Raw genomic sequence first — 25,417 nt, 5'->3', positions numbered from 1 at the left:
AGCCGCACCCGCGGAGATCGGTCCGGCGCGCCTCACAACCACCCGTTGTCCTCCGCGATGCGCACGGCCTCGGCGCGCGTGGTGGCACCGGTCTTCCCGATGGCGGCGGAGAGATGGTTCCGCACCGTGCCCTCGGAGAGGTGCAGTGCGGCGGCGATGGACCCGGCGGTGGTCCCGGAGCGAGCCGCGGACAGGACGTCCCGCTCCCGCGGTGTCAGGGGCGAGTTCCCGGCCGTCAGCGTCTCCGTCGCCAGTGCCGGGTCGATGACGCGCATCCCGGCGTGGACCCGCCGGACCGCCTCGGCGAGCTGGCGAGCGGGCGTGTCCTTGACCACGAATCCGCCGGCACCGGCGTCGATGGCCCGCCGCACGTACCCGGGCCGTCCGAAGGTGGTGACCACGAGCACGCGACACGTGGGGACTGCCGCCCTCAGCAGGGCGGTGGTCGCGATGCCGTCTCCCCCGGGCATCTCGACGTCGAGCAGCGCCACGTCGGGACGGTGCTCGAGCGCTGCGGGCACCACCTCGTCGCCGCGCCCCACCTCCGCGACGACGTCGAGATCGTGCTCGAGTCCCAACAGGGCGGCCAGAGCGCCGCGGACCAGGGCCTGGTCGTCGGCCAGCAGGAGTCGGATCGTCACGGCGCCGTCACCGTCACCGTGAACCCACCGTCTCCTCCGCGCGCGACCCGGACGACGGCGCCGAGGGCGTCCGCGCGGTCGGTGAGTCCCCGCAGGCCGGTGCCCGTGGACTCGCCCTGCGGCCCGATGCCGTTGTCCGCGACGGTGATCCGGCGGGCATCGAGTCGCACCCGGCACTCGGTTCCGCCGCTGTGACGCACCACGTTCGTCACCGCTTCCCGGAGCGCCCAGGCGAACAGCTCACGGAACTCCTCCGCCACGTCACGCACCGACCCCTCGATGTGCAGTGTCATCCCTGCCGCTTCGACGGCGCTGCGCACTCCGCGTATCTCGGTGTCGAGTCGCAGGTGTCGCAGCCCGCCCACCGTCGATCGCACGTCGGCGAGCGCTGCGCGCGAGAGGCTCTCGACGTCGGCGATCTCGACAGCGGCACGCGCCGGATCCACCTCGACGAGTCGCCCGGCCAGCTCGGCCTTCATGGTGATGACGGTCAGCGAGTGGCCGAGGATGTCGTGGACGTCGCGAGCGACTCTCTCGCGCTCCTCGACCACGGCAAGGTCGGACAGGCGGCGGCGCGCCTCGGTCAACTGGATGTTGCGAGCGACGAGTTGGCTGATTCCCCAGGCGGCGAACGCGGCCACCGCCACGGTGAACCCGGCGGAATCGTCCGGGGTCCACTTCGGGACGACACGGGGAAGCACCTCGACCGCGGCGACATTCGCAGCGAGCACGAGGAGACCTGATCGGGGCGGGAGGGTCATGACGGCGAGAACCGCCACGAACACGCATCCCGTCAACACGGAGTCGCCGGCTGCGGGAGCGACCGGAACCAGCAGCAGCATCAGCGCCACCACCACAGCCCACTGTCGGGGTACTCGCACCTGCGCCTCGGCGTGCAGCCGACCACGGAAGTCGCGGAAACCACCCAGGAACACCGCGGCGAAGGCAAGCAGACACAGCGCTGCGGCCACCTGCCAGTGGACGGGCCCGTCGTAACTCCACACCGCCCGTACCGGATAGATCAGGTAGGCCAGCCACACCGCACTGAAGATCCAGCCTCGGCGCACGGCGGCGCGCAGTCGCGTCCCCTCGCTGTCGTCGACGTTCACCTCGCGCGGCTCGATGACGACATGCGACCGAAGTGACTGCACGAGGCCCTGACGACGGCCGAGCGCGGCGGCGGTGGTCCTGCTCACCGCCGCCACGCTAGACCCCCTGGTGTCCGGACGTGTCATACGCGGGCGGTGTCCTTGCGGAACATCGTCATCGCGCCGATCACGAAGATCGTCGTCCACACCGCGACGTTGACGAGCGCCTCCACCAGCGACGTCCACGAGGTGTCCCCGAGCGGCGACCGCGCCAACGTGGCCACCCCGTACGTGGGGACGAACTTCGCCACAGTCGCGAACCATCCACTCGCCGGGACGAAGAGACCACCGGCGAACGCGAGCACAGCGAGACCGGGTCCGAGAATCTGCATCACGTTCTCCGACGGCAGCAGGTACCCCATGAAGAGGCCGAACGCCGCGAACACGATCGAGGTGATCCAGGCGAGCACGAAGCACTCCACCCATGCCGCGGCGGGAAGAGTCGCGCCTGTCGCCGCACCGACGGCGAAGACGACGGCCACGGACACGAGCCCGAGCGCCATGGCGACGACGACCTTCACCGCGATGTACGCGGTGGGGGTCAGCGGGGTGAGCCGCAGCTGACGGCTCCATCCGAGTCCGCGTTCGATCGAGACCATGGCGCCGCCGCTCGTGGTGGCCAGCATCGCGCCGTAGAGCGCCATGCTCACCATGACGTAGCCGGTGACGTTCGCCGATCCTGCCGACTCGGTCTTCAGATCACCCTGCAGCCCGAAGATGAGGAAGAAGATCGGCGGGACGACGAGTGCGAAGACGACGGTGCGGCGGTTCCGCAACATCCGGCGCATCTCGAGTGCGAGGAAGCCGGCGTTGAATCCGCCCCGAGCCGGCAGCGTCCGGACGGTGGTAGTGGTGGTGGTGGTGGTGGTCGAATCGGTGGCGGTCATGCGAGGCTCCCGGTGGTGTCGGTGGTGAGGGTCAGGAACGCGTCCTCGAGAGTGTGGGGAACGATCTCCACCTCGCGAGCTGCGGTGTGTGCGAACAGGTATCGAGCGACCGCATCCGAGTCCGTCGCGTGGACGGTGAGCCGGTCACCGTGGATCTCGACGTCGTCGACGCCGGGAACGGCCAGCAGATCGGCTGCCCGCGCGCCCGGCAGGATCGCCGAGACCCGCCGGCCGGACGCCACGTTCTTGATCTCGGCCGCGGTGCCGTCCGCCACGATGCGCCCGTCGCGCAGCAGCACGATGCGGTCGGCGTAGGCGTCCGCCTCGTCGAGGTAGTGCGTGGCGAACAGGACCGTGCGTCCGTGCGAGGTGTCCTCGCGCATGGCGGCCCAGAACTCACGTCGGCCCTCCACGTCCATGCCCGTGGTCGGCTCGTCGAGCACGATGAGATCGGGATCCGGGAGCAGGGCGAGCGCGAACCGCAACCGCTGCTGCTGACCGCCGGAGCACTTCCCCACCATCCGGCCCCCGATGTCCGCGATGCCTGCGCGTGCCAGGACCTCCGAGACGGGCCGCGTGGACGAGTACAGGGTGCCGATGAGGCGAAGGGTCTCCTCGACGGTGATGTCCTTGAGCAGTCCCCCGCTCTGCATCACCGCCGACACGCGGCCCGTCGCGACGGCGTCCTCGGGCGATCCGCCGAAGAGGGCGACGGAGCCCTCGTCGGGTCGACCGAGGCCCAGCATCATGTCGATCGTGGTGGTCTTGCCGGCGCCGTTGGGCCCGAGGAACGCGACGATCTCGCCCGGGTGGACGACGAGTGACAGGTCGTCGACGGCCTGGACACGGGTGTGGCCCGGCCCGGCGAACGACTTCCGCAGATGGTCGAGGTGAATCGCTGGTGTGGTCATGAGAAGAACACTGCTCCGATGCGAGGGACGAACCCTCGTTCGTGCGTCACGACCGCGGCATGACAGTTGTCACGGGTCTCTCGTCCTCGTTCGCACCGTTCGGCCACGCTCCCGGTAGGTTCCCACCATGACCCGGGTCCGAGTGCTCCTGCGTGCCGCCACCACCGCGATCCTGTTCGTCCTCGCCGTGGTCGGTGTGGGCGTGCCCGCCTCCGCCGAGGAACCGTTCCGAGTGCCCGAGCAGGTCACCGATCAGGCCGGCGCACTCGATGCCGGTGAGGTGTCCGAGGTGCAGTCCGCCGTCGACACCCTCTACGACGAGCAGGGCTTCCGGCTCTGGGTGGTCTTCGTCGACGACTTCTCGGGCCAGGCTGCCACCTCGTGGGGTGAGCGCACGGCGTCCACCAGCGACTTCGGGGACCGTGATGTGCTCATGGCGGTCGCGACGCAGGCCCGCTCGTACGTCCTGAACGTTCCCCAGGCGCTGTCGAGCATCTCGGACTCGGAGATCTCCGAACTCGAGCAGGCCTCGATCGAACCGGCGCTGCGCGAGGAGAACTGGGCGGGCGCGGCGACGGCGGCAGCCACCGGCCTGGGCAAGGCGGCGTCGACCACCGGCTCGGGATCGGCAGGTCTCTGGGTCGCCGTCGGCGTGATCCTCGTCCTCGTACTGGGCGCCTTCGCCTTCACTCGGCTGCGCGCACGGCGGCGGCGAGCCGATGCACTGGAGGCCGCCGAGCAGTTGGACGGCAGTGACCCCGCGGCCTTCGCCGCTCTCCCGCTCGACGTCCTGGACGAGCGTTCCCGCGCTCTGCTGGTGGAGACCGACGAGGCGATCCGGGCCAGTGCCGACGAGTTGTCCACTGCCGTCGGCGAACTGGGACAGGCCGCGGCTCGCCCGTTCGTCGAGGCTCTCGACGGCGCCCGCCGCGCGCTCGCGGCCGCGTTCGAGACGAGGCAGCGTCTGGATGACGCGATCCCCGAGTCGCCCGACGAGCGGCGCCAGATGCTCTTGTCGATCATCACCTCGTGCAGTGACGCGGACCGGCACCTCGACGAGAAGGTCGCCGAGTTCGACGAGATCCGGAACCTGTTGATCGACGCGGACTCCCGTCTCGACGCGCTCACGCGCGGGCAGGTGGAGCAGACGGCGCGGCTGGACGCGGCGGCGGCGACGCTGACGAGCCTCGCGGGGCGGTACGACAGCTCCGTCCTCGCGCCGGTGGCGAACAACGTCGACCTGGCGAAGGAACAGCTCGAGCTCGCCGACGCGAGCATCGACGAGGGGCGTGATGCCGCCGCGCAACCGGTGGGTCACCAGGGACCGGTGGTGGCCGCGGTGCGCACCGCGGAGAGTGCGCTGTCGCGCGCCCGATCGCTGCTCGACGCCGTCGAGCACGCCGACGCCGACATCGAGGCCGCGCGCTCCGGGCTCGACGCGGCGATGGCCGACGCGGAAGCCGACATCGCATCGGCGGACCGCCTCGCCTCGCACGGCGGAGACCGACTCGCCGCGGCACGGGCCGCCGTCGCCGAGGCGTTGGGTCGGGCACGGACCCGCGGCACGCAGGATCCGCTGGGCAGTATGAACGCCCTCGTCGCAGCCGACGCGCAACTCGACTCCGCACTCGCCGTCGCCACACAGAGCAAGGAACAGGACGACCATGCCCGCGCTCGACTGGACCGGGACCTCGCGTCGGCGCAGGCACAGGTGCGGGCCGCGAGCGAGTACATCGGCGCCCGCAGCGGCGCGGTGAAGGTCCAGGCGCGTACGCGGCTCGCCGAGGCCGAACGGCACGTCCAAGCCGCCCAGCAGCTGGGTGCCACGGACGCGCCACGCGCTCTGCAGCACGCCGCGGCCGCCCTGTCCCTCGCTGCGCAGGCGTCGCACCTCGCTCAGGCGGACGTCGCCGACTGGGAGGCGACACAGCGCCCTCGGCACAGCGGTGGGTACGGCGGCTCGTCCTCGGCGGGCGGCATCCTCACCGGCGTGCTCATCGACAGCGTGCTGCGGGGCGGCTTCTCCGGGGGCCGCTCGTACGGGAACCGTCGTGGCGGTGGCTACGGCGGATTCGGCGGCGGTCCGCGCTCGTTCGGCGGCTCCGGCAGCTCGGGACGCATCGGACGCTCGTCCGGCGGACGTTTCTGAGCCGGTGACCGCTCGGGTCGCGGCGAGCGCCCTCGCCCTGACACTCCTCGTCGGCTGCGCACCGTCGCCGCCGGAGGTCCGCGCCCCCGTGAGCGCATCCACCTACCGGAGCCGCGACGACGACGCGGTGGGCGGACAGCTTCAGGTGACGCTCACCGGCGCGTCGGAGCAGCCGGTCACCGTCCGGTCGGTCGCACTGCGTTCTCCCGGCTTCGAGACGGTCGACGCGACACCTCGCGAGATCACGCTCGACCGCGGCTCCCGCATCGACGTCACAGTGCCGTACGGAACAGCGCTGTGCGATGTCGGAGCGGAACCGGCGACAGCGGTCGTCGAGACGAGTGACGACATCGCGGTCGAGGTGCCGCTCGCGTCGCAGAACGACACCCTGAACCGAATCCACGCCGAAGAATGTGCCGCCGCCGAACTCGCCGACATCGTCGCGGTCACCCTGGTTCCCGGCCCTCCACCGGCGGACCCCGCGGCGCCTCTGTCGGCGGTGCTCACCCTGGATCGCCGAGGCGGTGACGACCCGTTGCGCCTCGACGAGATTCGCGGCAGCCTCCTCTACGCGCTGAGCAGCGAGGAGGTGCCGGTCACGCTGGCGTCGGGAACAGCGAGCATCGACGTCCCGGTCACGCTGTCGACGGCGTCCTGCGAACCGCATGTCATCGCGGACGCCAGGAAGCCCTTCGTGTTCCCCGCGTGGATCGCAGTGGGTGACGGTGTGCCGGTCTACACCCGCATCCCGGTACCCGTGTCGGTGCAGCGCCAGTTGGTGGAGTACCAGCAGCGCGCATGCGCCAGGTAGCTCCAGATTGGACCGAGTCCGACGAGGGCATCCCTGCCCGGTACGCATCCTCGAGCTCAGGAGTCCGACACGCCATGGTCGATGTCACCCGCACCTTCACCGTCACCCGATCACGGGCGGACGTGGCCGCGTACCTGCGCGACTTCGCGAACGCCACCGAATGGGATCCGGGCACCGTGGAGTGCACGCAGTCCACGCCCGGACCGGTCGCCGTCGGCACGGAATGGAACAACACGTCGAAGCTGTACGGCATCTCGACCGAGCTGACCTACCGTCTCGAGGTCGACGAGCCCGGCCACATCGTCCTGAAGGGCACGAACAAGACCGCGACGAGCACCGACGACATCACGCTGAACGAGGCCGGCCCGACCTCCACCGAGATCACCTATCACGCGAACATCGAGTTCAACGGCCTCGCGAAACTGGCCGACCCGCTCGCCGGCATCGCCTTCGAGCGGGTCGGGAAAGAGACCGAGGAGCAGATGACCGCTGCTCTGCAGAAGTAGCGGTCAGCAGCCCAGCAGGCGGGTGGCGAGGTAGCCCTCGACCTGATCGAGGGCGATCCGCTCCTGTGCCATGCTGTCGCGCTCGCGGATGGTGACCGCATGGTCTTCCAGCGTGTCGAAGTCGACCGTGATGCAGAACGGGGTGCCGATCTCGTCCTGGCGACGGTAGCGGCGACCGATGGCGCCGGCGTCGTCGAACTCGACGTTCCAGTTCTGTCGCAGAGTCGCCGCGAGGTCCTTGGCCTTGGGCGTCAGGTCGGCGTTGCGGCTCAGCGGGAGCACGGCGGCTTTGACCGGCGCCAGACGACGATCGAGTCGCAGCACGGTCCGCTTGTCCACGCCGCCCTTCGCATTGGGCGCCTCGTCCTCGTGGTACGCGTCGACGAGGAAGGCCATGAGCGAACGCGTCAGTCCCGCAGCAGGTTCGATGACGTACGGCGTGTAACGCTCGTCGTTGGCCTGGTCGTAGAAGCTCAGGTCGGTGCCCGAGTGCTTCGAGTGCGTCGACAGATCGAAGTCGGTGCGGTTGGCGACGCCCTCGAGCTCGCCCCACGCGCTGCCCTGGAACTCGAAGCGGTACTCGATGTCCACGGTGCGCTTGGAGTAGTGCGACAGCTTCTCCTGCGCGTGCTCGTACAGGCGCAGGTTCTCCGGGTCGATGCCCAGGTCGGTGTACCACTTCATGCGGTAGTCGATCCAGTACTGGTGCCACTGCTCGTCCTCGCCGGGCTTGACGAAGAACTCCATCTCCATCTGCTCGAACTCGCGGGTGCGGAAGATGAAGTTGCCGGGCGTGATCTCGTTGCGGAAGCTCTTGCCGATCTGGCCGATGCCGAACGGCGGCTTCTTGCGCGACGTGGTGAGCACGTTGGCGAAGTTGACGAAGATGCCCTGCGCCGTCTCGGGGCGGAGGTAGTGCAGGCCTGCCTCGTCGTCGACAGGTCCGAGGAACGTCTTGAGCAGTCCGGAGAACGCGCGCGGCTCCGTCCAGGAACCGGGCTCGCCGGTCTCGGGATCGCGGATGTCGGCGAGTCCGTTCTCCGGCGGGTGGCCGTGCTTCTCCTCGTACGCTTCGAGAAGGTGATCGGCGCGGTAGCGCTTGTGGGTGTGGAGCGACTCGACCAGCGGATCGGAGAACGTCTCGACGTGGCCGGACGCTTCCCACACCTCGCGCGGCAGGATCACGGACGAGTCGAGACCCACCGTGTCCTCGCGGCTGGTGATCATGTTGCGCCACCACTGCTTCTTGATGTTGTCCTTCAGCTCCACGCCGAGGGGGCCGTAATCCCAGGCCGACTTGGTTCCGCCGTAGATCTCGCCACACTGATAGACGAGTCCCCGGCGTTTGGCCAGGTTGGCGACGGTATCGATCTTGGACTTCGGTGCCACGGGGCCAGCTCTCCATCTCGGGTGGTCGGTAGTACTGCCGAGCGAGGGGGTGTCCCTCTGCTCGCGACACATCAGACTATCCGGCGACGTCCCGGTCTTCGAGCACCGGTGAGTTGACATGCACGTCCGCGCATATCAGAGTAGGTGTCGAAAGTGGTTACTGTTTCCATTAAGCACCATCCGACAGTGCAGGAGGACCTTCATGAGCATCGACGACACGGTGGTCCCTCCCGCGGCTCCGAGCCCCGTTCCGCTGCCGTCCAAGGACGTGCTGGGCGGCGCAGGCGACCTGCTGCGTGCACTCGCTGCTCCGGTGCGCATCGCGATCGTGCTGCAACTGCGCGAGTCGGAACGGTGCGTGCACGAGCTGGTCGGTGCGCTGGGCGTGACGCAGCCCCTCATCAGCCAGCACCTGCGTGTCCTCAAGGCCGCGGGCGTCGTCCGCGGTGAGCGTGCCGGACGCGAGGTCCTGTACCGCCTGGTGGACGACCACCTCGCCCACATCGTCGTCGACGCCGTCGCCCACGCTCAGGAGGAGAACCACTCGTGACCGCTCCCCGCACCATCGGTGTGCGCTCGACCAAGCAGCGCAGCGCCATCTCCGAACTGCTGGAGACCGTCGACGAGTTCCGGTCGGCGCAGGAGCTGCACGACGAACTGCGCAAGCGTGGCGACGGTATCGGCCTCACCACCGTCTACCGCACCCTGCAGGCCCTCGCGGACGCCGGCACCATCGACGTCCTGCGGACCGATTCCGGTGAGTCCGTCTACCGCCGGTGCTCCGACGGTCACCACCACCATCTGGTGTGCCGCGACTGCGGCTTCACCGTCGAGGTGGAAGGTGCCGCCGTGGAGCGCTGGACCAAGTCGGTGGCGTCGAAGCACGGTTTCAGCGACGTCAGCCACACCGCCGAGATCTTCGGCACCTGCAGCGAGTGCGCCGCGCGATGAGTCACGGCACCAGGCCGACGCGCGCCTTCTCCACACCCGAGAGCACCAGGACGAGCATCGTCATGAGTGGTTCGTCGTCGAGACCCGACGCCGGGAACGTGTAGCGCATCACGACGTCGGCCTGCGACCCGTGCGTCGTGAGCGAGATCGAGCCGAACTGGGACTCGCTGTTGCGCACCGCCACTCGCGCCCGCAGCGTTCCCGACGACGGACGGTCCCAGGCCAGCACGGCCGTCAGAGCGAGCACCTCGAGTCCCGGACTCAGAGCGACCGCACGCAGCGAGCAGAGTGCGCCCGCGTAGCTGAACCCGAGCGATCCGTCGTCGCCCACGGACACGTCCGCGAACTGTCCGAGTGCCAGCCGGGCACGGTCCTGCAGGGCCGCCACGATGTCCTGCTCCGTCATTTCACACCACCGAATCTGCGGTCACGCGAGGCGTACTCGACGCACGCGGCCCACAGGTCGCGGCGATCGAAATCGGGAAAGAGCTTCTCCTGGAACACCATCTCCGCGTAGGCGGACTGCCAGATCAGGAAATTGGACGTGCGCTGCTCGCCGGACGGCCGCAGGAAGAGGTCCACGTCGGGCATGTCCGGTTCGTCGAGGTACTTCGCGAAGGACGCCTCGGAGATCTTGTCGGGATCGAGCTGTCCGGCTGCTGCGCGACGGGCGATCTCGCGGGCTGCGTCCACGATCTCGGCGCGGCCGCCATAGTTGACGCACATCGTCAGCGTCATGACGGTGTTGTCCTTCGTGAGCTCTTCGGCCGTCTCGAGTTCGTTGATGACGCTGCGCCACAGACGAGGTCGGCGCCCCGCCCAGCGGACGCGCACCCCCATCTCGTGCATCTCGTCGCGGCGGCGGCGGATGACGTCGCGGTTGAAGCCCATGAGGAACTTCACCTCGTCCGGGCTGCGGCGCCAGTTCTCCGTCGAGAACGCGTAGGCGGACAGCCACCGCACGCCGATGTCGATGCATCCGCAGACCGTGTCCATGAGGACGGCCTCGCCGCGCTCGTGACCGGCGGTGCGGGGCAGTCCGCGATCCTGCGCCCAGCGTCCGTTGCCGTCCATGACGAGCGCCACGTGGCGGGGAATCAGCTCCGGCTGCAGGATCGGCGCGCGGGCACCGGACGGGTGCGGATCGGGCGCGCGGACCTCACGCCGGGTGGGCTGCTCGCGTGGACTTCGACGGATCACGGGTCTCATCCTGCCCGACCGGAGTTTCTCCGGCGGGTGCGGACCCGGCGGTCCCGGACCCGCCGCTGCGTTCGACGAACGGGAGGGTGCGGAGTTGCCGTTCGAGATGCCACTGCAGGTGCGCGGCCACCAGACCGCTCGCCTGCACGCGCATCGAGTCGGTCGACGCCTCGGTACCCGCCCAGTCGCCGCTCTGCAGGGCCGACATCAGGTCGAGCACACCCACCGAGGGTGTGCTGGACCCGGCGGGGCGACAGTGGGTGCACACCGCTCCCCCGGCAGAGACGTGGAACGCGCGATGCGGACCGGGCGCAGCGCACGTCGCGCACTCGTCCAGCGACGGAGCCCACCCGGCGAAGTTCATCGCCCGCAGCAGGAACGCGTCCAGCACCAGTTCCGAGTCGCGAGCCCCGGAGGCCAGGGTGCGCAGCGCGCCGACGGTCAGGTGATGCAGACGAGGCGCCGGAGCATGCTCCTCACCCGCCAGTCGCTCGGAGGTCTCGAGGACGGCGCACCCGGTGGTGTAGCGGCCGTAGTCGGCGACGATGTCGGACGCGAACGACTCGACGGTCTGTACCTGGGTCACGATGTCGAGGTTGCGACCGGGATACAGCTGCACGTCGATGTAGGCGAACGGCTCGAGCCGGGCGCCGAACTTCGACGTCGTGCGGCGCACGCCCTTCGCTACTGCGCGCACCAGTCCGTGGCGGCGGGTGAGGAGCGTGACGATGCGGTCGGCCTCACCGAGCTTGTGCTGGCGCAGGACGACGGCATGATCGCGATACGACCTCACACTCCACCTCTGCTCGCCGGCACCGTGCCATTGTCCCACGCAGGACGACCGGGCGAGGTCAGGGAGCGCCGAGCTCGGCCTGCAGATTCGCCAGCGTCCGCGCGATGTTGCGGCGCTGGAAGGACGCGAAGGAACTGCCCCCGGTGGCCACCTTGTCGAACAGCGCGGCAACCGCGTCGGGCCACGGCCGATCGTCCGTCCACGTCTCGGTGACGCGGGTGCCGCCGTCCACTGGCGCGAAGGTGTACTCCCAGCTCGCGTTCCGTGCGCGGACGATCGGCTTGCCGGGTCCGATGACCTCCACCCGGAACGCGAATCGCCGTGCGGGCTCGGCGGCTGTCACCACGCACCGCGTGCTCCACGTCGCCCGGCCGCGCTTGTTGCGGCCGACGAACGTCATGCCCTCGTAGGTACCTCCACGGCGCGGCTCGTCCACCACCGCTCCCGTGTTCTCGGGGCTCCACCGATGCGTCTGCGTCGGATCGCTGACCAGTGCGTAGACCTCGTCGGGCGATGCCGCGACGTCGACGTGATCGGACACGGTGCGAGTTCTCGTCATGGCCTCACGCTAGGCGACGGGTACGGAATCGTCGGCGCGGGTAGACAGGAGTGGAAGCGCGTCGTCCGACCGGTCGTGTCGGCGCCGCGCACTACCCTCGACCAGAGGGGCACGCGCGACATGAAGGAGTGACGGATCGATGACACGCACACACGACTCTCGGGACTACGACGAGGCCGACCTGTCGATCGAGAAGCCGAAGACGCATGCCGCCGGTCCGACCGCCGTCGCCGTCTCGATGAAGCGCTCGCTCGAGCGCATGGGCCCGGTGCGGACCGCACGGACCCTGCTCGACCTGAACCAGGCCGAGGGCTTCGACTGCATGAGCTGCGCGTGGCCCGATCCGGATCCGGGTCACCGTCACGCCGCGGAGTTCTGCGAGAACGGCGCGAAGGCCGTCGCCGAGGAAGCCGACAAGCGCCGCGCCACCCCGGAGTTCTTCGCGCGCCACAGCATCGCCGACCTCGACTCGCACAGTGAGCACTGGCTCGGTCAGCAGGGACGCATCACGCACCCGATGGTCAAGCGGTCGGGCGGCACCCACTACGAGGCGATCGGGTGGGACGAGGCATTCGACCTCATCGGTGAGGAGCTGCGCTCGCTGCACCCGGACGAGGCCACGTTCTACACGTCGGGCCGCGCGTCGAACGAGTCCGCGTTCGTGTACCAGCTCTTCGTTCGCGCGTACGGCACCAACAACCTGCCGGACTGTTCCAACATGTGTCACGAGTCCACGTCGTTCGCTCTGCAGGAGTCGATGGGCATCGGCAAGGCCAGCGTCGTGCTCGACGACGTGTACGGCGCGGACCTCATCATCCTGGCCGGACAGAACCCGGGCACCAACCACCCGCGCATGCTGTCCGCGCTGGAGAAGGCCAAGCAGAACGGCGCCAAGATCCTGGCGATCAACCCGTTGCGCGAGGCCGGCCTCATCAACTTCAAGAATCCGCAGACCCCGCGCGGCATGGTGGGACCCGGCACCGATCTCGAGGACATGCACCTGCCGATCCGCATCAACGGCGACCTGGCGCTCTTCCAGGCCATCGGCAAGCTGCTGGTCGAGTGGGACGCCCTCGATCACGAGTTCATCGAGAAGTACACCAACAACTTCGATCTGTGGAAGCAGCACGTCTCGGCGGTCGACTGGGACGAGGTGGAGACGGTCACCGGTCTCTCCCGAGCCCAGATCACAGACGCAGCGAAGCTCCTGCGCGACTCGAAGGCCACCGTCTTCTGCTGGGCCATGGGCATCACGCAGCACCGCAACGCCGTGAACACCGTCAAGGAGATCACCAACCTCGCGTTCGCTCAGGGCAACATCGGCAAGCCGAACGCGGGTGTGCTGCCCGTGCGCGGTCACTCGAACGTTCAGGGCGACCGCACCATGGGCATCTGGGAGCGGGTACCGAAGCACTTCCTCGACGCACTCGAGAGCGAGTTCGGCTTCGATCCGCCCCGCGAGAACGGTCTCGACACGATCGACTCGATCCGCGGGATGCGCGACGGCAAGGTGAAGTTCTTCCTCGGTCTCGGCGGCAACTTCGCCCAGGCCACGCCGGACAGCACCGTCACCTTCGATGCCATGCGCAAGACGAACATGACGGTGCACATCTCGACGAAGATCAACCGCTCGCACCTCGTCACCGGGGACGTGGCGCTGATCCTGCCGACCAAGGGCCGCACCGAGAAGGACATCCAGGCCAGCGGGCCGCAGTGGATCAGCGTCGAGGACTCGACGTGCTCGGTGCACTCCTCCCGCGGTCCGCTCGATCCGCCGAGCCGGCACGTCAAGTCCGAGGTCGAGATCATCACGCAGATCGCGGAGGCCACGATCGGCGACCGCTACGGTCTCGACTGGAAGGGCATGCGCGACGACTACCGCACCATCCGTCAGCACATCTCGCGGGTGGTTCCGGGATGCGAGGGCTACGAGGTCAACGCTCGGCGCCCCGGAGGCTTCGTCCTCCCCCACCCGCCGCGGGACTCGCGGACCTTCCAGACGGAGTCCGGCCTCGCCGAGTTCTTCGTCTCGCCCATCGAGGCTCTGCAGGTGCCGCCGAAACATCTTCTGCTGCAGACGTTCCGGAGCCATGATCAGTTCAACACCACGATCTACGGACTCAGCGACCGGTACCGGGGAATCGAGGGCGGCCGCCGCGTCGTGTTCGTCAACCGCGGCGACATCGCGGAACTCGGCATGAAGGACGGCGACTTCGTCGACATCACCACCAAGTGGGACGACGACGACGTGGTGCGCGTCGCCGAGAACTTCCGGATCGTCGAGTACCAGACGCCCAAGGGGTCCGCGGCCGCCTACTACCCGGAGACCAACCCGCTGGTTCCGCTGGACTCGTCGGCGACCGACAGCAACTGCCCCACGTCGAAGTCGATCGTCGTCTCGTTGAGTCCGGCCAGGGCCGGCAGCCCGGGAGTGGGGCACGGCGGCCAGGACGCCATGCGCTCCGACGAGCACCACAAGACCCAGACGGAGCCTGAGCACCTCTCCTGAACCTGGACCCGGCTACCGTGTCGCGACGATTCGATCGCGGCACGGTAGCGCGGGGTCAGAAGCCCAGCTTGCCCATCTGCTTGGGATCGCGCTGCCAGTCCTTGGCCACCTTGACGCGGAGGTCGAGGTAGATGCGGGTACCGAGCAGCTTCTCGATCTGACCGCGAGCCGCGGTGCCCACGTCGCGCAGTCGAGCCCCACCCTTGCCGATGACGATCGCCTTCTGCGACTGACGTTCGACGTAGAGAATGGCGTGCACGTCCAGCATCGTGTCCGACCCCTCGCGGGGCCCGACCTCCTCGATGACCACGGCGAGGGAGTGCGGGAGCTCGTCGTGCACTCCCTCGAGCGCTGCCTCCCGGATCAACTCGGCCATGAGGGTCTCCTCCGGCTCGTCCGTCAGCTCACCGTCGGGGTAGAACGCGGGCCCGGGCGGCAGCACCTTCGCGAAGACGTCGACGACCACCTCCACCTGCTCGCCGGACGCGGCGGACACGGGGACCACCTCGCAGTCGGGACCGAGCAGGTTCGAGACGGCGATCAGTTGCTCCATGACGCGCTGCTTGGAGACCTTGTCGATCTTGGTCACCAGACCGACCAGCGCTGTCCTGCCCGCGTTGTGGCGGACCTGCTCCAGGATCCAGCGATCGCCGGGGCCGATCTTCTCGTCCGCTGGGATGCAGAGACCGATGGCGTCGACCTCCGAGTAGGTGTCGCGCACCAGGTCGTTCAGACGCTGCCCGAGCAGGGTTCTCGGCCGGTGCAGGCCCGGGGTGTCCACGAGGATCAGCTGCGCGTGGTCCCGGTGCACGATGCCCCGAATGGTGTGGCGTGTGGTCTGGGGCCGGGAGGACGTGATGGCGATCTTGGCCCCCACCAGGGCATTCGTCAGAGTGGACTTGCCGGTGTTGGGCCGTCCGACGAAGCACACGAACCCGGAGTGGAAATCGTCAGTCTCGGTCATGGTCGATCTCGTCTCTCTCGTCCGACGACTCGGAGTCCTCGTCGTCGGCGTCCGGTTCGGGAAGCTTCTCGGCGGTCACGGTGCTCACGCGCACTCGTCCGCGCGCATCGGAGCCGCCCTCGGCCACCAGGATCAACCCGTGTGCCTCGACACGGGCGCCCGGCAGCGGGACGCGCCCGATCTCGTAGGACAGCAGGCCGCCGACGGTGTCCACCTCGTCGTTGTCGATCTCGATGTCGAACAGTTCGCCGAGGTCCTCGAGAGGAAGCCGGGACGACACCCGGAAGCGGCCGTCCTCGAGTTCCTCGATCGGGGCCACCTCGTCGGTGTCGTACTCGTCCGCGATCTCGCCGACGATCTCCTCGAGCACGTCCTCGATGGTGACGAGGCCGGCGACGCCGCCGTACTCGTCCACCAGGACGGCCATGTGCTTGCGGTCCCTCTGCATCTCGGCCAGCAGGCTGTCCAGCGGCTTGGAGTCCGGGACGAACACCGCGGGACGCATGACCTCGTCGACACGCACGCTGCGGCCACCGTCGGACGACGTGTACGTCTGTTGCACGAGGTCCTTGAGATAGACGACGCCGAGGATGTCGTCGACGTTCTCGCCGATCACCGGGATCCGCGAATGCCCGCTCCGCACGGCGAGGGTGGTCGCCTGTCCGGCGGACTTGTCACGCTCGATCCACACCATCTCGGTGCGCGGCACCATCACCTCGCGTGCGGAGGTGTCGCCGAGCTCGAACACCGACTGGATCATGCGGCGCTCGTCGTCGGCGACCACGCCGCGCTCCTGCGCCATGTCGACCAGTTCCCGCAGTTCGATCTCGGAGGCGAAGGGACCGTTGCGGAAGCCGCGGCCGGGCGTGATCGCATTGCCGACGAGAATGAGCAACCGGCTCACCGGGCCCAGCAGGATGCCGATGGCGCGCAGCGGGTAGGACGACCCCAGCGAGATGGAGTACGCGTGCTGGCGGCCCAGTGTGCGGGGCCCCACGCCGATGACGACGTAGTCGACCACCACCATGACGCCGGCGGCGATGGCCAGCGCCTGCGCCGGCGCGAGCAGGTCCAGCAACGCTCCGGCGAGCAGAACCGTGGACCCGATCTCGCACAGGATGCGCAGCAGCACCATCAGATTGACGTACCGCGGACGGTCCTCGAGGATGCGGAGCAGTTCGCTCGCCCCGCCCCGAGATTCCTTCACCATCTCCTCGACGCGTGCTGAGGAGACGGTGTTGACGGCGGAGTCGATGGCAGCGAAGAGGCCACCGAGAGGGACGAGGACAACCGCGAGCACGATCAGTGCCGGAGCGCTGGTCACCGGGTCGACTCACCACCGGCATCGGTCCGGGGATTCGCGAAGCCGGTGCTGCCCAACAGTTTCGCGTCCCGCGCAGCCGACAGAGCGTCGCGCTCGGCCTGGCGCAGACTCTCGTACCAGTCCTCGAGGATGCTGTTCTGCAGGCCGAACATCTCCTTCTCCTCGTCCGGCTCCGCGTGGTCGTAGCCGAGGAGGTGCAGCACACCGTGCACGGTGAGGAGTGCGAGTTCGTGCTCGAGCGGGTGCCCGGCCTTCTCGGCCTGGTCCGCCGCGAACGACGGGCACAGCACGATGTCTCCGAGCATCGACGGACCGGGGTCCGGTGAGTCCGGGCGACCGCCCGGCTCGAGCTCGTCCATCGGGAACGACATCACGTCGGTGGGACCTGGCAGGTCCATCCAGCGCATGTGGAGATCGGCCATGGTGGCGGAGTCGACGAGGACCATGGACAGCTCGGCTGCCGGGTGCACGTCCATCTGCGCGATGGCGTAGCGCGCGACCGCGATCAGATCCTCTTCTCCGACGTCCATCCCGGATTCGTTGGAGACCTCGATGCTCATGCGAACACCGTACTAGTGCGCGGCGACGCCCCCGTGCCCGTGCACGCCCACATCAGTGATGCGCGGCGCGGGGACCGCCACTGCGACGCGCAGCGCGGTTGGCGGACTTGGCGTCCGCGGCGTCGAAACGGTCGTAGGCGTCGACGATGTCGGAGACCAGTCGGTGCCGGACCACGTCGCTGCTGTCGAGCTTGGCGAAGTGGATGTCGTCGATGTCCACCAGGATCTCGGTGGCGGCACGCAGTCCCGAACGCGATCCTCCGGGGAGATCCACCTGGGTGATGTCACCGGTGACGACGATCTTCGAGTTGAAGCCGAGGCGGGTCAGGAACATCTTCATCTGCTCGGCCGTGGTGTTCTGCGCCTCGTCGAGGATGATGAACGCGTCGTTCAGGGTGCGGCCACGCATGTAGGCCAGCGGTGCGACCTCGATGATGCCCGCCTGCATGAGCTTCGGGATGGCTTCGACGTCCATCATGTCGTGCAGCGCGTCGTGGAGCGGACGCAGGTACGGATCGATCTTGTCGTGCAGTGTGCCGGGGAGGAACCCGAGTCGCTCCCCCGCCTCGACGGCCGGGCGCGTGAGGATGATGCGGCTGACCTGCTTCGCCTGCAGAGCCTGCACCGCCTTGGCCATGGCCAGGTAGGTCTTGCCCGTTCCGGCGGGACCCACGCCGAACACGATGGTGTTGGCGTCGATCGCGTCGACGTAGCGCTTCTGGTTCAGCGTCTTGGGCCGGATGGTCTTGCCGCGTCGGGACAGGATGTCCAGGCTCAGGACCTCGGCGGGAGACTCACTCACGCCGCGGCTGAGCATCGCGACGGTGCGCCGCACCGCGTCCGGAGTGACCGGTCCGCCGGCGACCACGACGGCGGCGAGCTCGGTGAGCACCCGCTTGCCGACGGCGATGTCGGACGGTGCCCCCTCGAACGTGACGACGTTGCCGCGTACGTGGATCTCGGCGGAGAGCACCTGCTCGAGCGCCCGGAGGTTACCGTCGGCGGACCCGAGCAGAGGGAACATCACGGCGGGGTCGAGTTCGATGGACTCGGTCACACGCGCCTCGGTCAGAACCGGGCGTGAGGACTGCCGCTTCTGTCCGCGGGACGCACGAGTGGTGTCCTGCGCATCGTCACCTCTGGTGCCGACGAAAGGGATGTTGTCACTCACGTGGTGGCTATGGCCTTCTCTCGGGTTTCGATACTCGGTTCGCCGCGACGGGAACCTCTCACCACTTTAACGTCTCCCCCGAGAAGCGCATTCCAGTATGTCGCGCGCAACCCTCGTAGCTGCCCCTTCCCTCACACGGGCCGGGCGGCGCCAGGTGCTCCGGTTGCAGCAACCTGCTCCGGTCGCGACAGGAGCGAGTTGCGGAAAACGGAGCACGTGCACCAGCGGCCCGCGCCGCAGATCAAGCAGGCGGTGCGCCGGACCAGCGATCGGTCAGGACGCCGAGCGCGCCCAACGCCACGGCCGCCGCGGTCGATGTCCGCAGGACAGTCGGCCCCAGGAGCGCGGGCGTCGCGCCGGCACCGACGAGCATGCCGATCTCCGTGTCGTCGAGCCCGCCCTCGGGTCCGACGACGAGCACCACCTCGGGTGCGCCGCGGAACGGGAGGTCCGCGAAGGCCCCGGGGGCAGCCTCGTGCAGCGCGACCACGATGCCCCCACGTGCGACGACGTCCTCGACCAGGCTGCGCACCATCCGGGTGTCGTGCAGGTCGGCGACGTCGGGAACGAAGGCACGCCGCGCCTGCTTGGCGGCAGCGGTGGCAGCGTTCCGCCACTTCGCGACACCTTTGACGGCCTTCGGGCCGTCCCATCGCGACACGCAGCGCAGCGACTGCCACGGCACGATCGCGTCCGCTCCCGCCTCGGTCGCCGTCTCGACGGCCAGTTCCGAGCGCTCCGACTTCGGGAGGGCCTGGATCACGGTCACCGTGGGCCGGGGCGGCTCCGCGGTGGTGACGGAGAGCACCGTGAACGAGAGCCGGGCCTTCTCGACGCCGGTGACCTCGACGGCCGCGAGCGAGCCGCGGCCGTCCGACAGCACCAGCCGCTCACCGACGGTCGTCCGGCGCACCGTGGCCGCGTGCCGACCTTCGGCCCCGTCCAACGCGCCCGACTCCCCCGGAGACGGCAGCGGATCGAGGAAGTAGACGGTCGCCGCCACCAGTGGTCCCCCGCCCGATCAGCGACTGAAGGCGTCGCGCAGACGGGAGAACAGTCCCCCGGTGTGCTGCGATGCGGTGGTGACCACCTCGGCGTTGTCGCGTTCGCGGTGAGTGCGCAGTTGCTGCAGCAACTTGGTCTCCGTGGAGTCCAGGCGGGCCGGGACGACCACCTCGAGGTGCGCGTGCAGATCGCCGCGGACACCGCTGCGCAGCTTGGGCATGCCGTGACCGCGCAGGACCTGCACCGAGCCGGGCTGCGTGCCGGGGTCGACGGTGATCGTCGTGGGACCGTCGAGAATCGCGTCGACGCTGACGGACGTGCCCAGGGCGGCGTCCGCCATCGGCACGCGGATGGTGCAGTGCAGATCGTCGCCGTCGCGGACGAACACGTCGTGCGACTTCTCGACCACCTCGGCGTACACGTCACCGGCGGGACCGCCGCCGGGGCCGACCTCGCCCTGCGCCGCGAGGCGGATGCGCATCCCGCTGCCGACACCGGCCGGCACCTTCACGGCCAGTTCGCGGCGGGCACGCACGCGCCCGTCGCCGCCACACTTGCGGCAGGGATCGGGGATCGTCTCGCCCGCGCCGCGGCAGGTGGGGCACGGACGCGCCGTCATGACCTGTCCGAGGAACGACCGCTGGACCGACTGGACCTCGCCGGCACCGTTGCACGTCTCACAGCGGACCGGCGTCGAGTCGCCGTTGGTCCCGGAACCGGTGCACACGTCGCACAGCACGGCCGTCTCGACGGCGATGTGCTTGGTGACGCCGGTGGCGCACTCCTCCAGCGTCAGCGTGGTGCGCAGCAGCGAGTCCGAGCCGGGCTGGACGCGACCGCGGGGTCCGCGGGTGCCGCCGCCGTTGCCGCCGAAGAACGCCTCGAACACGTCGCCCAGTCCGCCGCCGAAGCCGGCACCGCCGAAGCCGCCTGCTCCGCCTCCGCCGCCACTCTCGAGCGGATCGCCACCGAGATCGACGATGCGTCGCTTCTCGGGATCGGACAGCACCTCGTACGCGGAGCTGATGTCCTTGAAGCGGGCCTGGGCCGACTCGTCGGGGTTGACGTCGGGGTGGAACTCACGCGCGAGTTTGCGATACGCGCGCTTGATCTCCTGGTCCGACGCCTTGTTGTCGACGCCCAGAGTTCCGTAATAGTCGCGTGCCACGTGTGTACTCATATCCTCTTGGTGGAAGGTGGGTCGGGAAAAGTTCGGGTGGGGCAGGTGAGTGCACCGGCCGTCATCGTTCGGCCAGCACCTCTCCGATGTATCGAGCAACAGCCGCGACCGACGCGATCGTTCCCGGGTAGTCCATGCGAGTGGGGCCGAGCACACCCATACCGCCCAGCACGTTGCCCGCCGAGCCGTAGCCGGTGGAGACCACCGAGGTGCCCCGCATCTCCGGGGCCATGGTCTCCTCGCCGATCCGGACGGTCACTCGGCCGGTGTCCTGGGTCGCCGCGATGAGCTTGAGCACCACGACCTGTTCCTCCAGCGCCTCGAGCACGGAGCGCAACGACCCCGGGAACCCACTGAGCGCGGCGAAGTCGGCGGCGTTGCGCGTCAGGTTGGCGGTCCCCCCGAGCACGAGCCGCTCCTCCGGGTGTTCGACGAGCGTCTCGACCAGCACGGTCGACGAGCGCACCACGGCGTCGCGCAGATCCTCGGGCGCCGTCTCGGCGAGTTCGGCCACCGCGGCCGACGCCAGGGCGAGACGCTTGCCCTCCAGCGCGCCGCCGAGCAGCGACCGCAGACGCGAGAGGTCCTCGTCGTCGATGACGTCGCCGAGTTCGACGATGCGCTGATCGACGCGGCCGGAGTCGGTGATGAGCACCAGCAACAGTCGCGCCGGCGTCAGGGCCACCACCTCGAGATGGCGGACCGACGACGCGGACAGGGTCGGGTACTGCACGACGGCGACCTGACGGGTCAGCTGGGCGAGCAGGCGAACACCGCGCCGCAGCACGTCGTCCAGGTCGACGCCGGTGTCGAGGAACTGCAGGATCGCCCGTCGCTCCGCCGCGGAGAGCGGCTTGACGTCGGCGATGCGGTCGACGAACTGCCGGTAGCCCTTGTCTGTGGGGATACGACCCGAGCTGGTGTGCGGCTGCGTGATGTAGCCCTCGGCCTCCAGCACGGCCATGTCGTTGCGCACGGTAGCGCTGGACACTCCCAGATTGTGTCGATCGACCAGTGCTTTCGATCCGATGGGCTCCTGCGTCGCGACATAGTCGGCGACCAGGGCACGCAGGACCTCGAAACGTCGATCCTCCGTACTCGACATCGCAACCCTCCTACGCTCGGGACCGGTGGCTGTGCGGGACCAGCCGATTCTAGTCGGCGACGCGCGGGTGCCCCATTCCGCTCGCCCGAGTCACTACTGTGACCGGTGTGATCTTCAAGGGAGTGCGCGACGGCAAGCCGTATCCGGAGCACGGTCTGTCGCTCCGCGACTGGTCCAAGATTCCGCCACGTCAGTTGCGCCTCGACGAGATCGTGACCACCACGAAGGTGCTCGAACTCGACCGTCTGCTGTCCGAGGACAGCACGTTCTACGGGGACCTGTTTCCCCATGCCGTGCATTACCACGGCGTCGTGTACCTCGAGGACGGCCTGCACCGGGCGGTGCGGGCTGCGCTGCGAAACCGTGTCGTCCTGCACGCGCGGGTGTTCGATTACGACGCGATCGGGGCCTGAGCGGCACTCACTCGAGAATGTCGCGCACGACCCCGTCGGCGAGCAACCGCCCACGGTCGGTGAGGACGTACCGATCGCCCAGACGGACGAGCAGTCCGTCGGACGCGATCGAGTCCGCGCGGGCCACCTCGTCCGTCGACAGATCACCAGCGGCCATTCCCGCCCGCAGCCGCGCGGTCAACATGACACGTTCCATGTGTTGCTCGTCGCTCGTGAGAGATTCGCTGTCCGCGATCGGCAGCGCCCCGTTCGCCAGCGTCTCCGCGTATCGCGCCGGATGCTTGACGTTCCAGAACCGCGTCCCGTTCACATGGCTGTGTGCGCCGGGACCGATGCCCCACCAGTCACCGCCGTCCCAGTACCCCAGGTTGTGCCGGCACTCCGCACCGTCGCCCCGCGCCCAGTTGGACACCTCGTACCACCCGAAGCCGGCCGCGCCGAGACGCGCGTCGATCCGCTCGTAGCGCGACGCCAGCACGTCGTCGTCCGGAGCCGGGAGCTCGCCCCGGCGCACCCGTCTCGCCAGGGCCGTCCCGTCCTCGACGATGAGCGCGTACGCGGACACGTGGTCGACACCGGCGTCGAGCACCGCCGTCAACGACGCGTCGAGGTCGTCGTCACTCTCTCCCGGCGTTCCGTAGATGAGGTCGAGGTTCACGTGGTCGAACCCGGCCGCCGCCGCTTCCCGTGCCGCGTCCCCGGCGCGTCCCGGGGTGTGGGTGCGGTCGAGGATCGCGAGCACATGCGGTGCCGCCGACTGCATGCCCAACGACACACGTGTGTAGCCGGCCGCGCGGATTCCGTCGAAGAAGGCCGGCGACGTCGACTCGGGATTCGACTCCGTCGTCACCTCGGCATCGGCCGAGAACGTGAAGGACGAGCGCGCGGCACCGAGGAGATCGGCGAGGCCGTCGGCACCGAGCAGCGACGGCGTTCCGCCGCCCACGAACACGGTGTCGACGCTGGGCACGCTGCCCGACTCCCGCGCGAACGTCGCCGCGGCGAGGTCGAGCTCGCGGCGCACCCCGTCGAGCCAGGACTGCGGTGACGCCGACGTTCCGAGCTCCCCGGCGGTGTAGGTGTTGAAGTCGCAGTAACCGCAGCGCGTCGCGCAGAACGGCACATGGAGGTAGAGGCCGAACGGCGCGGCCGGACGATCGACGAACGACTCGGGTGCGAGCACACCGACAGCGGGAGGAGCGAGTGGAACGGGGATCACCGGACCAGTGTCCTCCTCCCTCCTCGTCGACGCCCTGGTCGGGGGAGGCACCCGCGTCGTGGCAGAATAGGGCTCATGACAGTCGTGGAGATCATGCTCGTGGCTCGGCGCCACGTCGATCTCGCACGCGTCTGCAGCTGTCTGAGGCCGCTCGTCTGACCCTCCCGCCAGCCCGCACACCCCCCGGCCGGTCAGGGACGAGGTGTGCGGACCAGCCCTCCGAGACACCCCTTCCTGTTCGGCGCCCGACCTTGGAGCGCCCATGACGAACACCCCCGACACCGCTGCGCCGCGCGCACGGTCGACCCGTCCCGCCAAGCGGAGGTCCGAGGGCCAGTGGGCACTCGGCTACCGGGAACCGCTCAACGCGAACGAACAGAGCAAGAAGGACGACAACCCGCTCAACGTCCGCGCGCGGATCGAGAACATCTACTCCAAGCAGGGTTTCGACAGCATCGACAAGGCCGATCTGCGCGGGCGCTTCCGCTGGTGGGGGCTCTACACCCAGCGCGAGCAGGGCTACGACGGCACCTTCACGGGCGACGAGAACATCGACCTGCTCGAAGCGAAGTACTTCATGATGCGCATCCGCTGCGATGCCGGCGCACTCAGCGCGTTGCAGTTGCGCACTCTGGGTGAGATCTCGCAGGAGTTCGGCCGCGACACCGCCGATCTGTCCGACCGGGAGAACGTGCAGTACCACTGGATCGAGGTGGAGAACGTCCCCGAGATCTGGCGGCGCATCGAGTCTGTCGGTCTGAAGACCACCGAGGCGTGCGGCGACTGCCCGCGCGTCGTGCTGGGCTCCCCGCTCGCCGGCGAGTCGCTCGACGAGGTCCTCGATCCCACGCCCGCCATCGACGAGATCGTCGAGCGCTACATCGGCCGGCCGGAGTACTCGAACCTCCCCCGCAAGTTCAAGACCGCGATATCCGGCCAGCAGGACGTGGTCCACGAGGTCAACGACATCGCCTTCATCGGGGTGAACCATCCCGAGCACGGTCCCGGCCTCGACGTCTGGGTCGGCGGCGGTCTGTCCACCAATCCCATGCTCGCGCAGCGGCTCGGGGTCTGGGTGCCGCTGCACGAGGTCGCCGACGTGTGGGAAGGCGTCGTCTCGATCTTCCGTGACTACGGGTACCGGCGTCTGCGCAACAAGGCGCGGCTGAAGTTCCTGGTCAAGGACTGGGGCGTGGAGAAGTTCCGGGAAGTGCTCGAGACCGAGTACCTGAAGCGGCCGCTGCTCGACGGCCCCGCCCCCGAGAAGCCGACCCGGCCCGTCGACCACGTCGGGGTCCAGAAGCTGAAGAACGGCCTCAACGCCGTCGGACTCGCCCCCATCGCGGGCCGCGTCTCCGGCACCATCCTGACGAAGGTCGCCGACGCGGCCGCGCGGGCAGGGTCGGATCGCATCCGGTTCACCCCGTACCAGAAGCTCATCGTCCTGGACATCTCCGACGAGAAGCTCGAGGACTTCATCGCCGAGATGGACGCACTGGGTCTGCCGGCGCGGCCGTCCATCTGGCGCAAGAACCTGATGGCGTGCAGCGGCATCGAATTCTGCAAGCTGTCCTTCGCCGAGACCCGCAAGCGTTCGCAGGTGCTCGTCCCCGAACTCGAGCAGCGGCTGGCCGACGTCAACGCGCAACTCGACGTCCCCATCACCGTGAACATCAACGGCTGCCCCAACTCGTGCGCTCGTTCGCAGGTCGCCGACATCGGGTTCAAGGGTCAACTGGTGGACGACGGTGACGGCGGACAGGTGGAGGGCTTCCAGGTCCATCTCGGTGGAAGCCTCGGCTTCGACAGTGCCTTCGGCCGGAAGTTGCGCCAGCACAAGGTCACCAGCGCCGAGCTGGGCGACTACATCGACCGGGTCGTCCGCAACTTCGTCAAGCAGCGCGACGAGGGCGAGCGGTTCGCGCAGTGGGCCGTACGCGCCGACGACGCGGATCTGCAGTGAGCGAGCACGGGAATCGCGTGTCCCGCCCTCGCGTTGTCTCCTGGACCGTCCGCCCGCGA

General features: G+C 68.9%; 25 protein-coding genes. 8 read left to right on the top strand and 17 right to left on the bottom strand.

All coding sequences use genetic code 11. From position 1 onward, the window contains the following. Positions 1 to 32: 32 nt before the first annotated feature. Genes HQ306_RS08025 through HQ306_RS08010 form a run of 4 tightly spaced genes read right to left on the bottom strand, consistent with a single transcriptional unit; the run spans position 33 to position 3,587 of the window. Entirely contained in the window at positions 33 to 641 is a 609-nt protein-coding gene (locus HQ306_RS08025) for a response regulator transcription factor (RefSeq protein WP_027505737.1), read from the bottom strand. Further along, positions 638 to 1,837, bottom strand: a complete 1,200-nt coding sequence (locus HQ306_RS22570; protein WP_222630425.1) for a histidine kinase — start codon at positions 1,835 to 1,837, stop codon at positions 638 to 640. Before HQ306_RS22570 ends, HQ306_RS08025 begins: the two co-directional genes overlap by 4 nt. Positions 1,838 to 1,872: 35 nt before the next feature. Next, the gene (locus HQ306_RS08015; protein ID WP_222630423.1) at positions 1,873 to 2,676 is read right to left on the bottom strand and encodes an ABC transporter permease; all 804 of its coding nucleotides are present in this window, start codon (positions 2,674 to 2,676) and stop codon (positions 1,873 to 1,875) included. Next, a complete protein-coding gene (locus HQ306_RS08010) occupies positions 2,673 to 3,587 on the bottom strand; it encodes an ABC transporter ATP-binding protein (RefSeq protein WP_222630415.1) in 915 nt (304 codons plus the stop codon). Before HQ306_RS08010 ends, HQ306_RS08015 begins: the two co-directional genes overlap by 4 nt. A 127-nt stretch (positions 3,588 to 3,714) precedes the next feature. Here HQ306_RS08010 and HQ306_RS08005 point away from each other — a divergent pair, with 127 nt between their 5' ends. From HQ306_RS08005 to HQ306_RS07995, 3 genes are all read left to right on the top strand, one after another. Next, entirely contained in the window at positions 3,715 to 5,736 is a 2,022-nt protein-coding gene (locus tag HQ306_RS08005; RefSeq protein ID WP_222630414.1) for a TPM domain-containing protein, read from the top strand. A gap of 4 nt (positions 5,737 to 5,740) precedes the next feature. Beyond that, entirely contained in the window at positions 5,741 to 6,547 is an 807-nt protein-coding gene (locus tag HQ306_RS08000; RefSeq protein WP_222630412.1) for a hypothetical protein, read from the top strand. 74 nt (positions 6,548 to 6,621) lie between these two features. Next, the gene (locus HQ306_RS07995; protein ID WP_027505731.1) at positions 6,622 to 7,053 is read left to right on the top strand and encodes an SRPBCC family protein; all 432 of its coding nucleotides are present in this window, start codon (positions 6,622 to 6,624) and stop codon (positions 7,051 to 7,053) included. Positions 7,054 to 7,056: 3 nt separating this feature from the next. Here the strand turns inward: HQ306_RS07995 and HQ306_RS07990 are convergent, their stop codons facing one another. Further along, positions 7,057 to 8,442: a glycine--tRNA ligase gene (locus tag HQ306_RS07990; protein ID WP_222630410.1), complete on the bottom strand. Its 1,386-nt coding sequence runs from the start codon at positions 8,440 to 8,442 to the stop codon at positions 7,057 to 7,059. Positions 8,443 to 8,644: 202 nt separating this feature from the next. On the opposite strand from HQ306_RS07990, the gene HQ306_RS07985 reads away from it, so the two are divergent. Both HQ306_RS07985 and HQ306_RS07980 read left to right on the top strand, forming a co-directional pair. Next, complete coding sequence (locus tag HQ306_RS07985) at positions 8,645 to 8,992, top strand: metalloregulator ArsR/SmtB family transcription factor (RefSeq protein WP_027505729.1); 348 nt, start codon at positions 8,645 to 8,647, stop codon at positions 8,990 to 8,992. Beyond that, complete coding sequence (locus HQ306_RS07980; RefSeq protein WP_027505728.1) at positions 8,989 to 9,393, top strand: Fur family transcriptional regulator; 405 nt, start codon at positions 8,989 to 8,991, stop codon at positions 9,391 to 9,393. The genes HQ306_RS07985 and HQ306_RS07980 overlap by 4 nt, the downstream gene beginning before the upstream one ends. A 1-nt stretch (position 9,394) precedes the next feature. Here the strand turns inward: HQ306_RS07980 and HQ306_RS07975 are convergent, their stop codons facing one another. Genes HQ306_RS07975 through HQ306_RS07960 form a run of 4 tightly spaced genes read right to left on the bottom strand, consistent with a single transcriptional unit; the run spans position 9,395 to position 11,945 of the window. Next, complete coding sequence (locus HQ306_RS07975; RefSeq protein ID WP_027505727.1) at positions 9,395 to 9,799, bottom strand: hypothetical protein; 405 nt, start codon at positions 9,797 to 9,799, stop codon at positions 9,395 to 9,397. Next, a complete protein-coding gene (locus tag HQ306_RS07970) occupies positions 9,796 to 10,602 on the bottom strand; it encodes an isoprenyl transferase (RefSeq protein WP_027505726.1) in 807 nt (268 codons plus the stop codon). Before HQ306_RS07970 ends, HQ306_RS07975 begins: the two co-directional genes overlap by 4 nt. After that, on the bottom strand, positions 10,553 to 11,386 hold the full coding sequence (gene recO, locus HQ306_RS07965; protein ID WP_027505725.1) for a DNA repair protein RecO: 834 nt from the start codon (positions 11,384 to 11,386) through the stop codon (positions 10,553 to 10,555). Before recO ends, HQ306_RS07970 begins: the two co-directional genes overlap by 50 nt. Before the next feature lie 58 nt (positions 11,387 to 11,444). Next, complete coding sequence (locus HQ306_RS07960; protein ID WP_222630408.1) at positions 11,445 to 11,945, bottom strand: SRPBCC family protein; 501 nt, start codon at positions 11,943 to 11,945, stop codon at positions 11,445 to 11,447. A 139-nt stretch (positions 11,946 to 12,084) separates the two neighbouring features. Here HQ306_RS07960 and HQ306_RS07955 point away from each other — a divergent pair, with 139 nt between their 5' ends. Continuing rightward, a complete protein-coding gene (locus HQ306_RS07955; RefSeq protein WP_222630406.1) occupies positions 12,085 to 14,454 on the top strand; it encodes an FdhF/YdeP family oxidoreductase in 2,370 nt (789 codons plus the stop codon). Between the two features lie 55 nt (positions 14,455 to 14,509). Here the strand turns inward: HQ306_RS07955 and era are convergent, their stop codons facing one another. The 7 genes from era to hrcA form a co-directional block, all read right to left on the bottom strand. Next, positions 14,510 to 15,418: a GTPase Era gene (era, locus tag HQ306_RS07950; protein WP_027505722.1), complete on the bottom strand. Its 909-nt coding sequence runs from the start codon at positions 15,416 to 15,418 to the stop codon at positions 14,510 to 14,512. Continuing rightward, the gene (locus HQ306_RS07945; protein WP_056445784.1) at positions 15,405 to 16,742 is read right to left on the bottom strand and encodes a hemolysin family protein; all 1,338 of its coding nucleotides are present in this window, start codon (positions 16,740 to 16,742) and stop codon (positions 15,405 to 15,407) included. Before HQ306_RS07945 ends, era begins: the two co-directional genes overlap by 14 nt. Beyond that, entirely contained in the window at positions 16,739 to 17,302 is a 564-nt protein-coding gene (gene ybeY / locus HQ306_RS07940) for an rRNA maturation RNase YbeY (RefSeq protein ID WP_027505720.1), read from the bottom strand. The genes HQ306_RS07945 and ybeY overlap by 4 nt, the downstream gene beginning before the upstream one ends. Positions 17,303 to 17,354: 52 nt before the next feature. Beyond that, the gene (locus HQ306_RS07935) at positions 17,355 to 18,374 is read right to left on the bottom strand and encodes a PhoH family protein (protein ID WP_056446329.1); all 1,020 of its coding nucleotides are present in this window, start codon (positions 18,372 to 18,374) and stop codon (positions 17,355 to 17,357) included. A 340-nt stretch (positions 18,375 to 18,714) separates the two neighbouring features. Then, entirely contained in the window at positions 18,715 to 19,476 is a 762-nt protein-coding gene (locus HQ306_RS07930; protein WP_222630398.1) for a 16S rRNA (uracil(1498)-N(3))-methyltransferase, read from the bottom strand. Positions 19,477 to 19,494: 18 nt separating this feature from the next. After that, positions 19,495 to 20,646, bottom strand: a complete 1,152-nt coding sequence (gene dnaJ / locus HQ306_RS07925) for a molecular chaperone DnaJ (RefSeq protein WP_027505717.1) — start codon at positions 20,644 to 20,646, stop codon at positions 19,495 to 19,497. 73 nt (positions 20,647 to 20,719) lie between these two features. Next, positions 20,720 to 21,763, bottom strand: coding sequence for a heat-inducible transcriptional repressor HrcA (gene hrcA, locus HQ306_RS07920; protein ID WP_027505716.1), 1,044 nt, complete (start codon positions 21,761 to 21,763; stop codon positions 20,720 to 20,722). Between the two features lie 107 nt (positions 21,764 to 21,870). Here hrcA and HQ306_RS07915 point away from each other — a divergent pair, with 107 nt between their 5' ends. Continuing rightward, entirely contained in the window at positions 21,871 to 22,176 is a 306-nt protein-coding gene (locus HQ306_RS07915; RefSeq protein WP_027505715.1) for a type II toxin-antitoxin system VapB family antitoxin, read from the top strand. A 7-nt stretch (positions 22,177 to 22,183) separates the two neighbouring features. Here the strand turns inward: HQ306_RS07915 and hemW are convergent, their stop codons facing one another. Then, the gene (gene hemW, locus HQ306_RS07910; protein ID WP_056446332.1) at positions 22,184 to 23,359 is read right to left on the bottom strand and encodes a radical SAM family heme chaperone HemW; all 1,176 of its coding nucleotides are present in this window, start codon (positions 23,357 to 23,359) and stop codon (positions 22,184 to 22,186) included. Between the two features lie 298 nt (positions 23,360 to 23,657). Here hemW and HQ306_RS07905 point away from each other — a divergent pair, with 298 nt between their 5' ends. After that, positions 23,658 to 25,358 (top strand): nitrite/sulfite reductase, encoded by a 1,701-nt coding sequence (locus HQ306_RS07905; protein WP_056445789.1) that lies wholly within the window; start codon positions 23,658 to 23,660, stop codon positions 25,356 to 25,358. The last annotated feature ends 59 nt before the right edge of the window (positions 25,359 to 25,417 follow it).

Source organism: Rhodococcus sp. BP-160 (genome assembly GCF_019836205.1).
Lineage (GTDB): Bacteria > Actinomycetota > Actinomycetes > Mycobacteriales > Mycobacteriaceae > Rhodococcoides.
The sequence above is the reverse complement of the archived record's forward strand: the minus strand, read 5'-3'. Positions and strand labels throughout refer to the sequence as shown.

Bases quoted from the DNA above. Each gene is read 5' to 3' on its own strand.
- HQ306_RS08015 (WP_222630423.1), bottom strand. From the start codon at position 2,676: ATGACCGCCACCGATTCGACCACCACCACCACCACCACTACCACCGTC.
- HQ306_RS08010 (WP_222630415.1), bottom strand. From the start codon at position 3,587: ATGACCACACCAGCGATTCACCTCGACCATCTGCGGAAGTCGTTCGCC.
- HQ306_RS08005 (WP_222630414.1), top strand. From the start codon at position 3,715: ATGACCCGGGTCCGAGTGCTCCTGCGTGCCGCCACCACCGCGATCCTG.
- HQ306_RS07995 (WP_027505731.1), top strand. From the start codon at position 6,622: ATGGTCGATGTCACCCGCACCTTCACCGTCACCCGATCACGGGCGGAC.
- HQ306_RS07985 (WP_027505729.1), top strand. From the start codon at position 8,645: ATGAGCATCGACGACACGGTGGTCCCTCCCGCGGCTCCGAGCCCCGTT.
- HQ306_RS07975 (WP_027505727.1), bottom strand. From the start codon at position 9,799: ATGACGGAGCAGGACATCGTGGCGGCCCTGCAGGACCGTGCCCGGCTG.
- HQ306_RS07970 (WP_027505726.1), bottom strand. From the start codon at position 10,602: ATGAGACCCGTGATCCGTCGAAGTCCACGCGAGCAGCCCACCCGGCGT.
- HQ306_RS07960 (WP_222630408.1), bottom strand. From the start codon at position 11,945: ATGACGAGAACTCGCACCGTGTCCGATCACGTCGACGTCGCGGCATCG.
- HQ306_RS07955 (WP_222630406.1), top strand. From the start codon at position 12,085: ATGACACGCACACACGACTCTCGGGACTACGACGAGGCCGACCTGTCG.
- era (WP_027505722.1), bottom strand. From the start codon at position 15,418: ATGACCGAGACTGACGATTTCCACTCCGGGTTCGTGTGCTTCGTCGGA.
- ybeY (WP_027505720.1), bottom strand. From the start codon at position 17,302: ATGAGCATCGAGGTCTCCAACGAATCCGGGATGGACGTCGGAGAAGAG.
- hrcA (WP_027505716.1), bottom strand. From the start codon at position 21,763: ATGTCGAGTACGGAGGATCGACGTTTCGAGGTCCTGCGTGCCCTGGTC.
- HQ306_RS07905 (WP_056445789.1), top strand. From the start codon at position 23,658: ATGACGAACACCCCCGACACCGCTGCGCCGCGCGCACGGTCGACCCGT.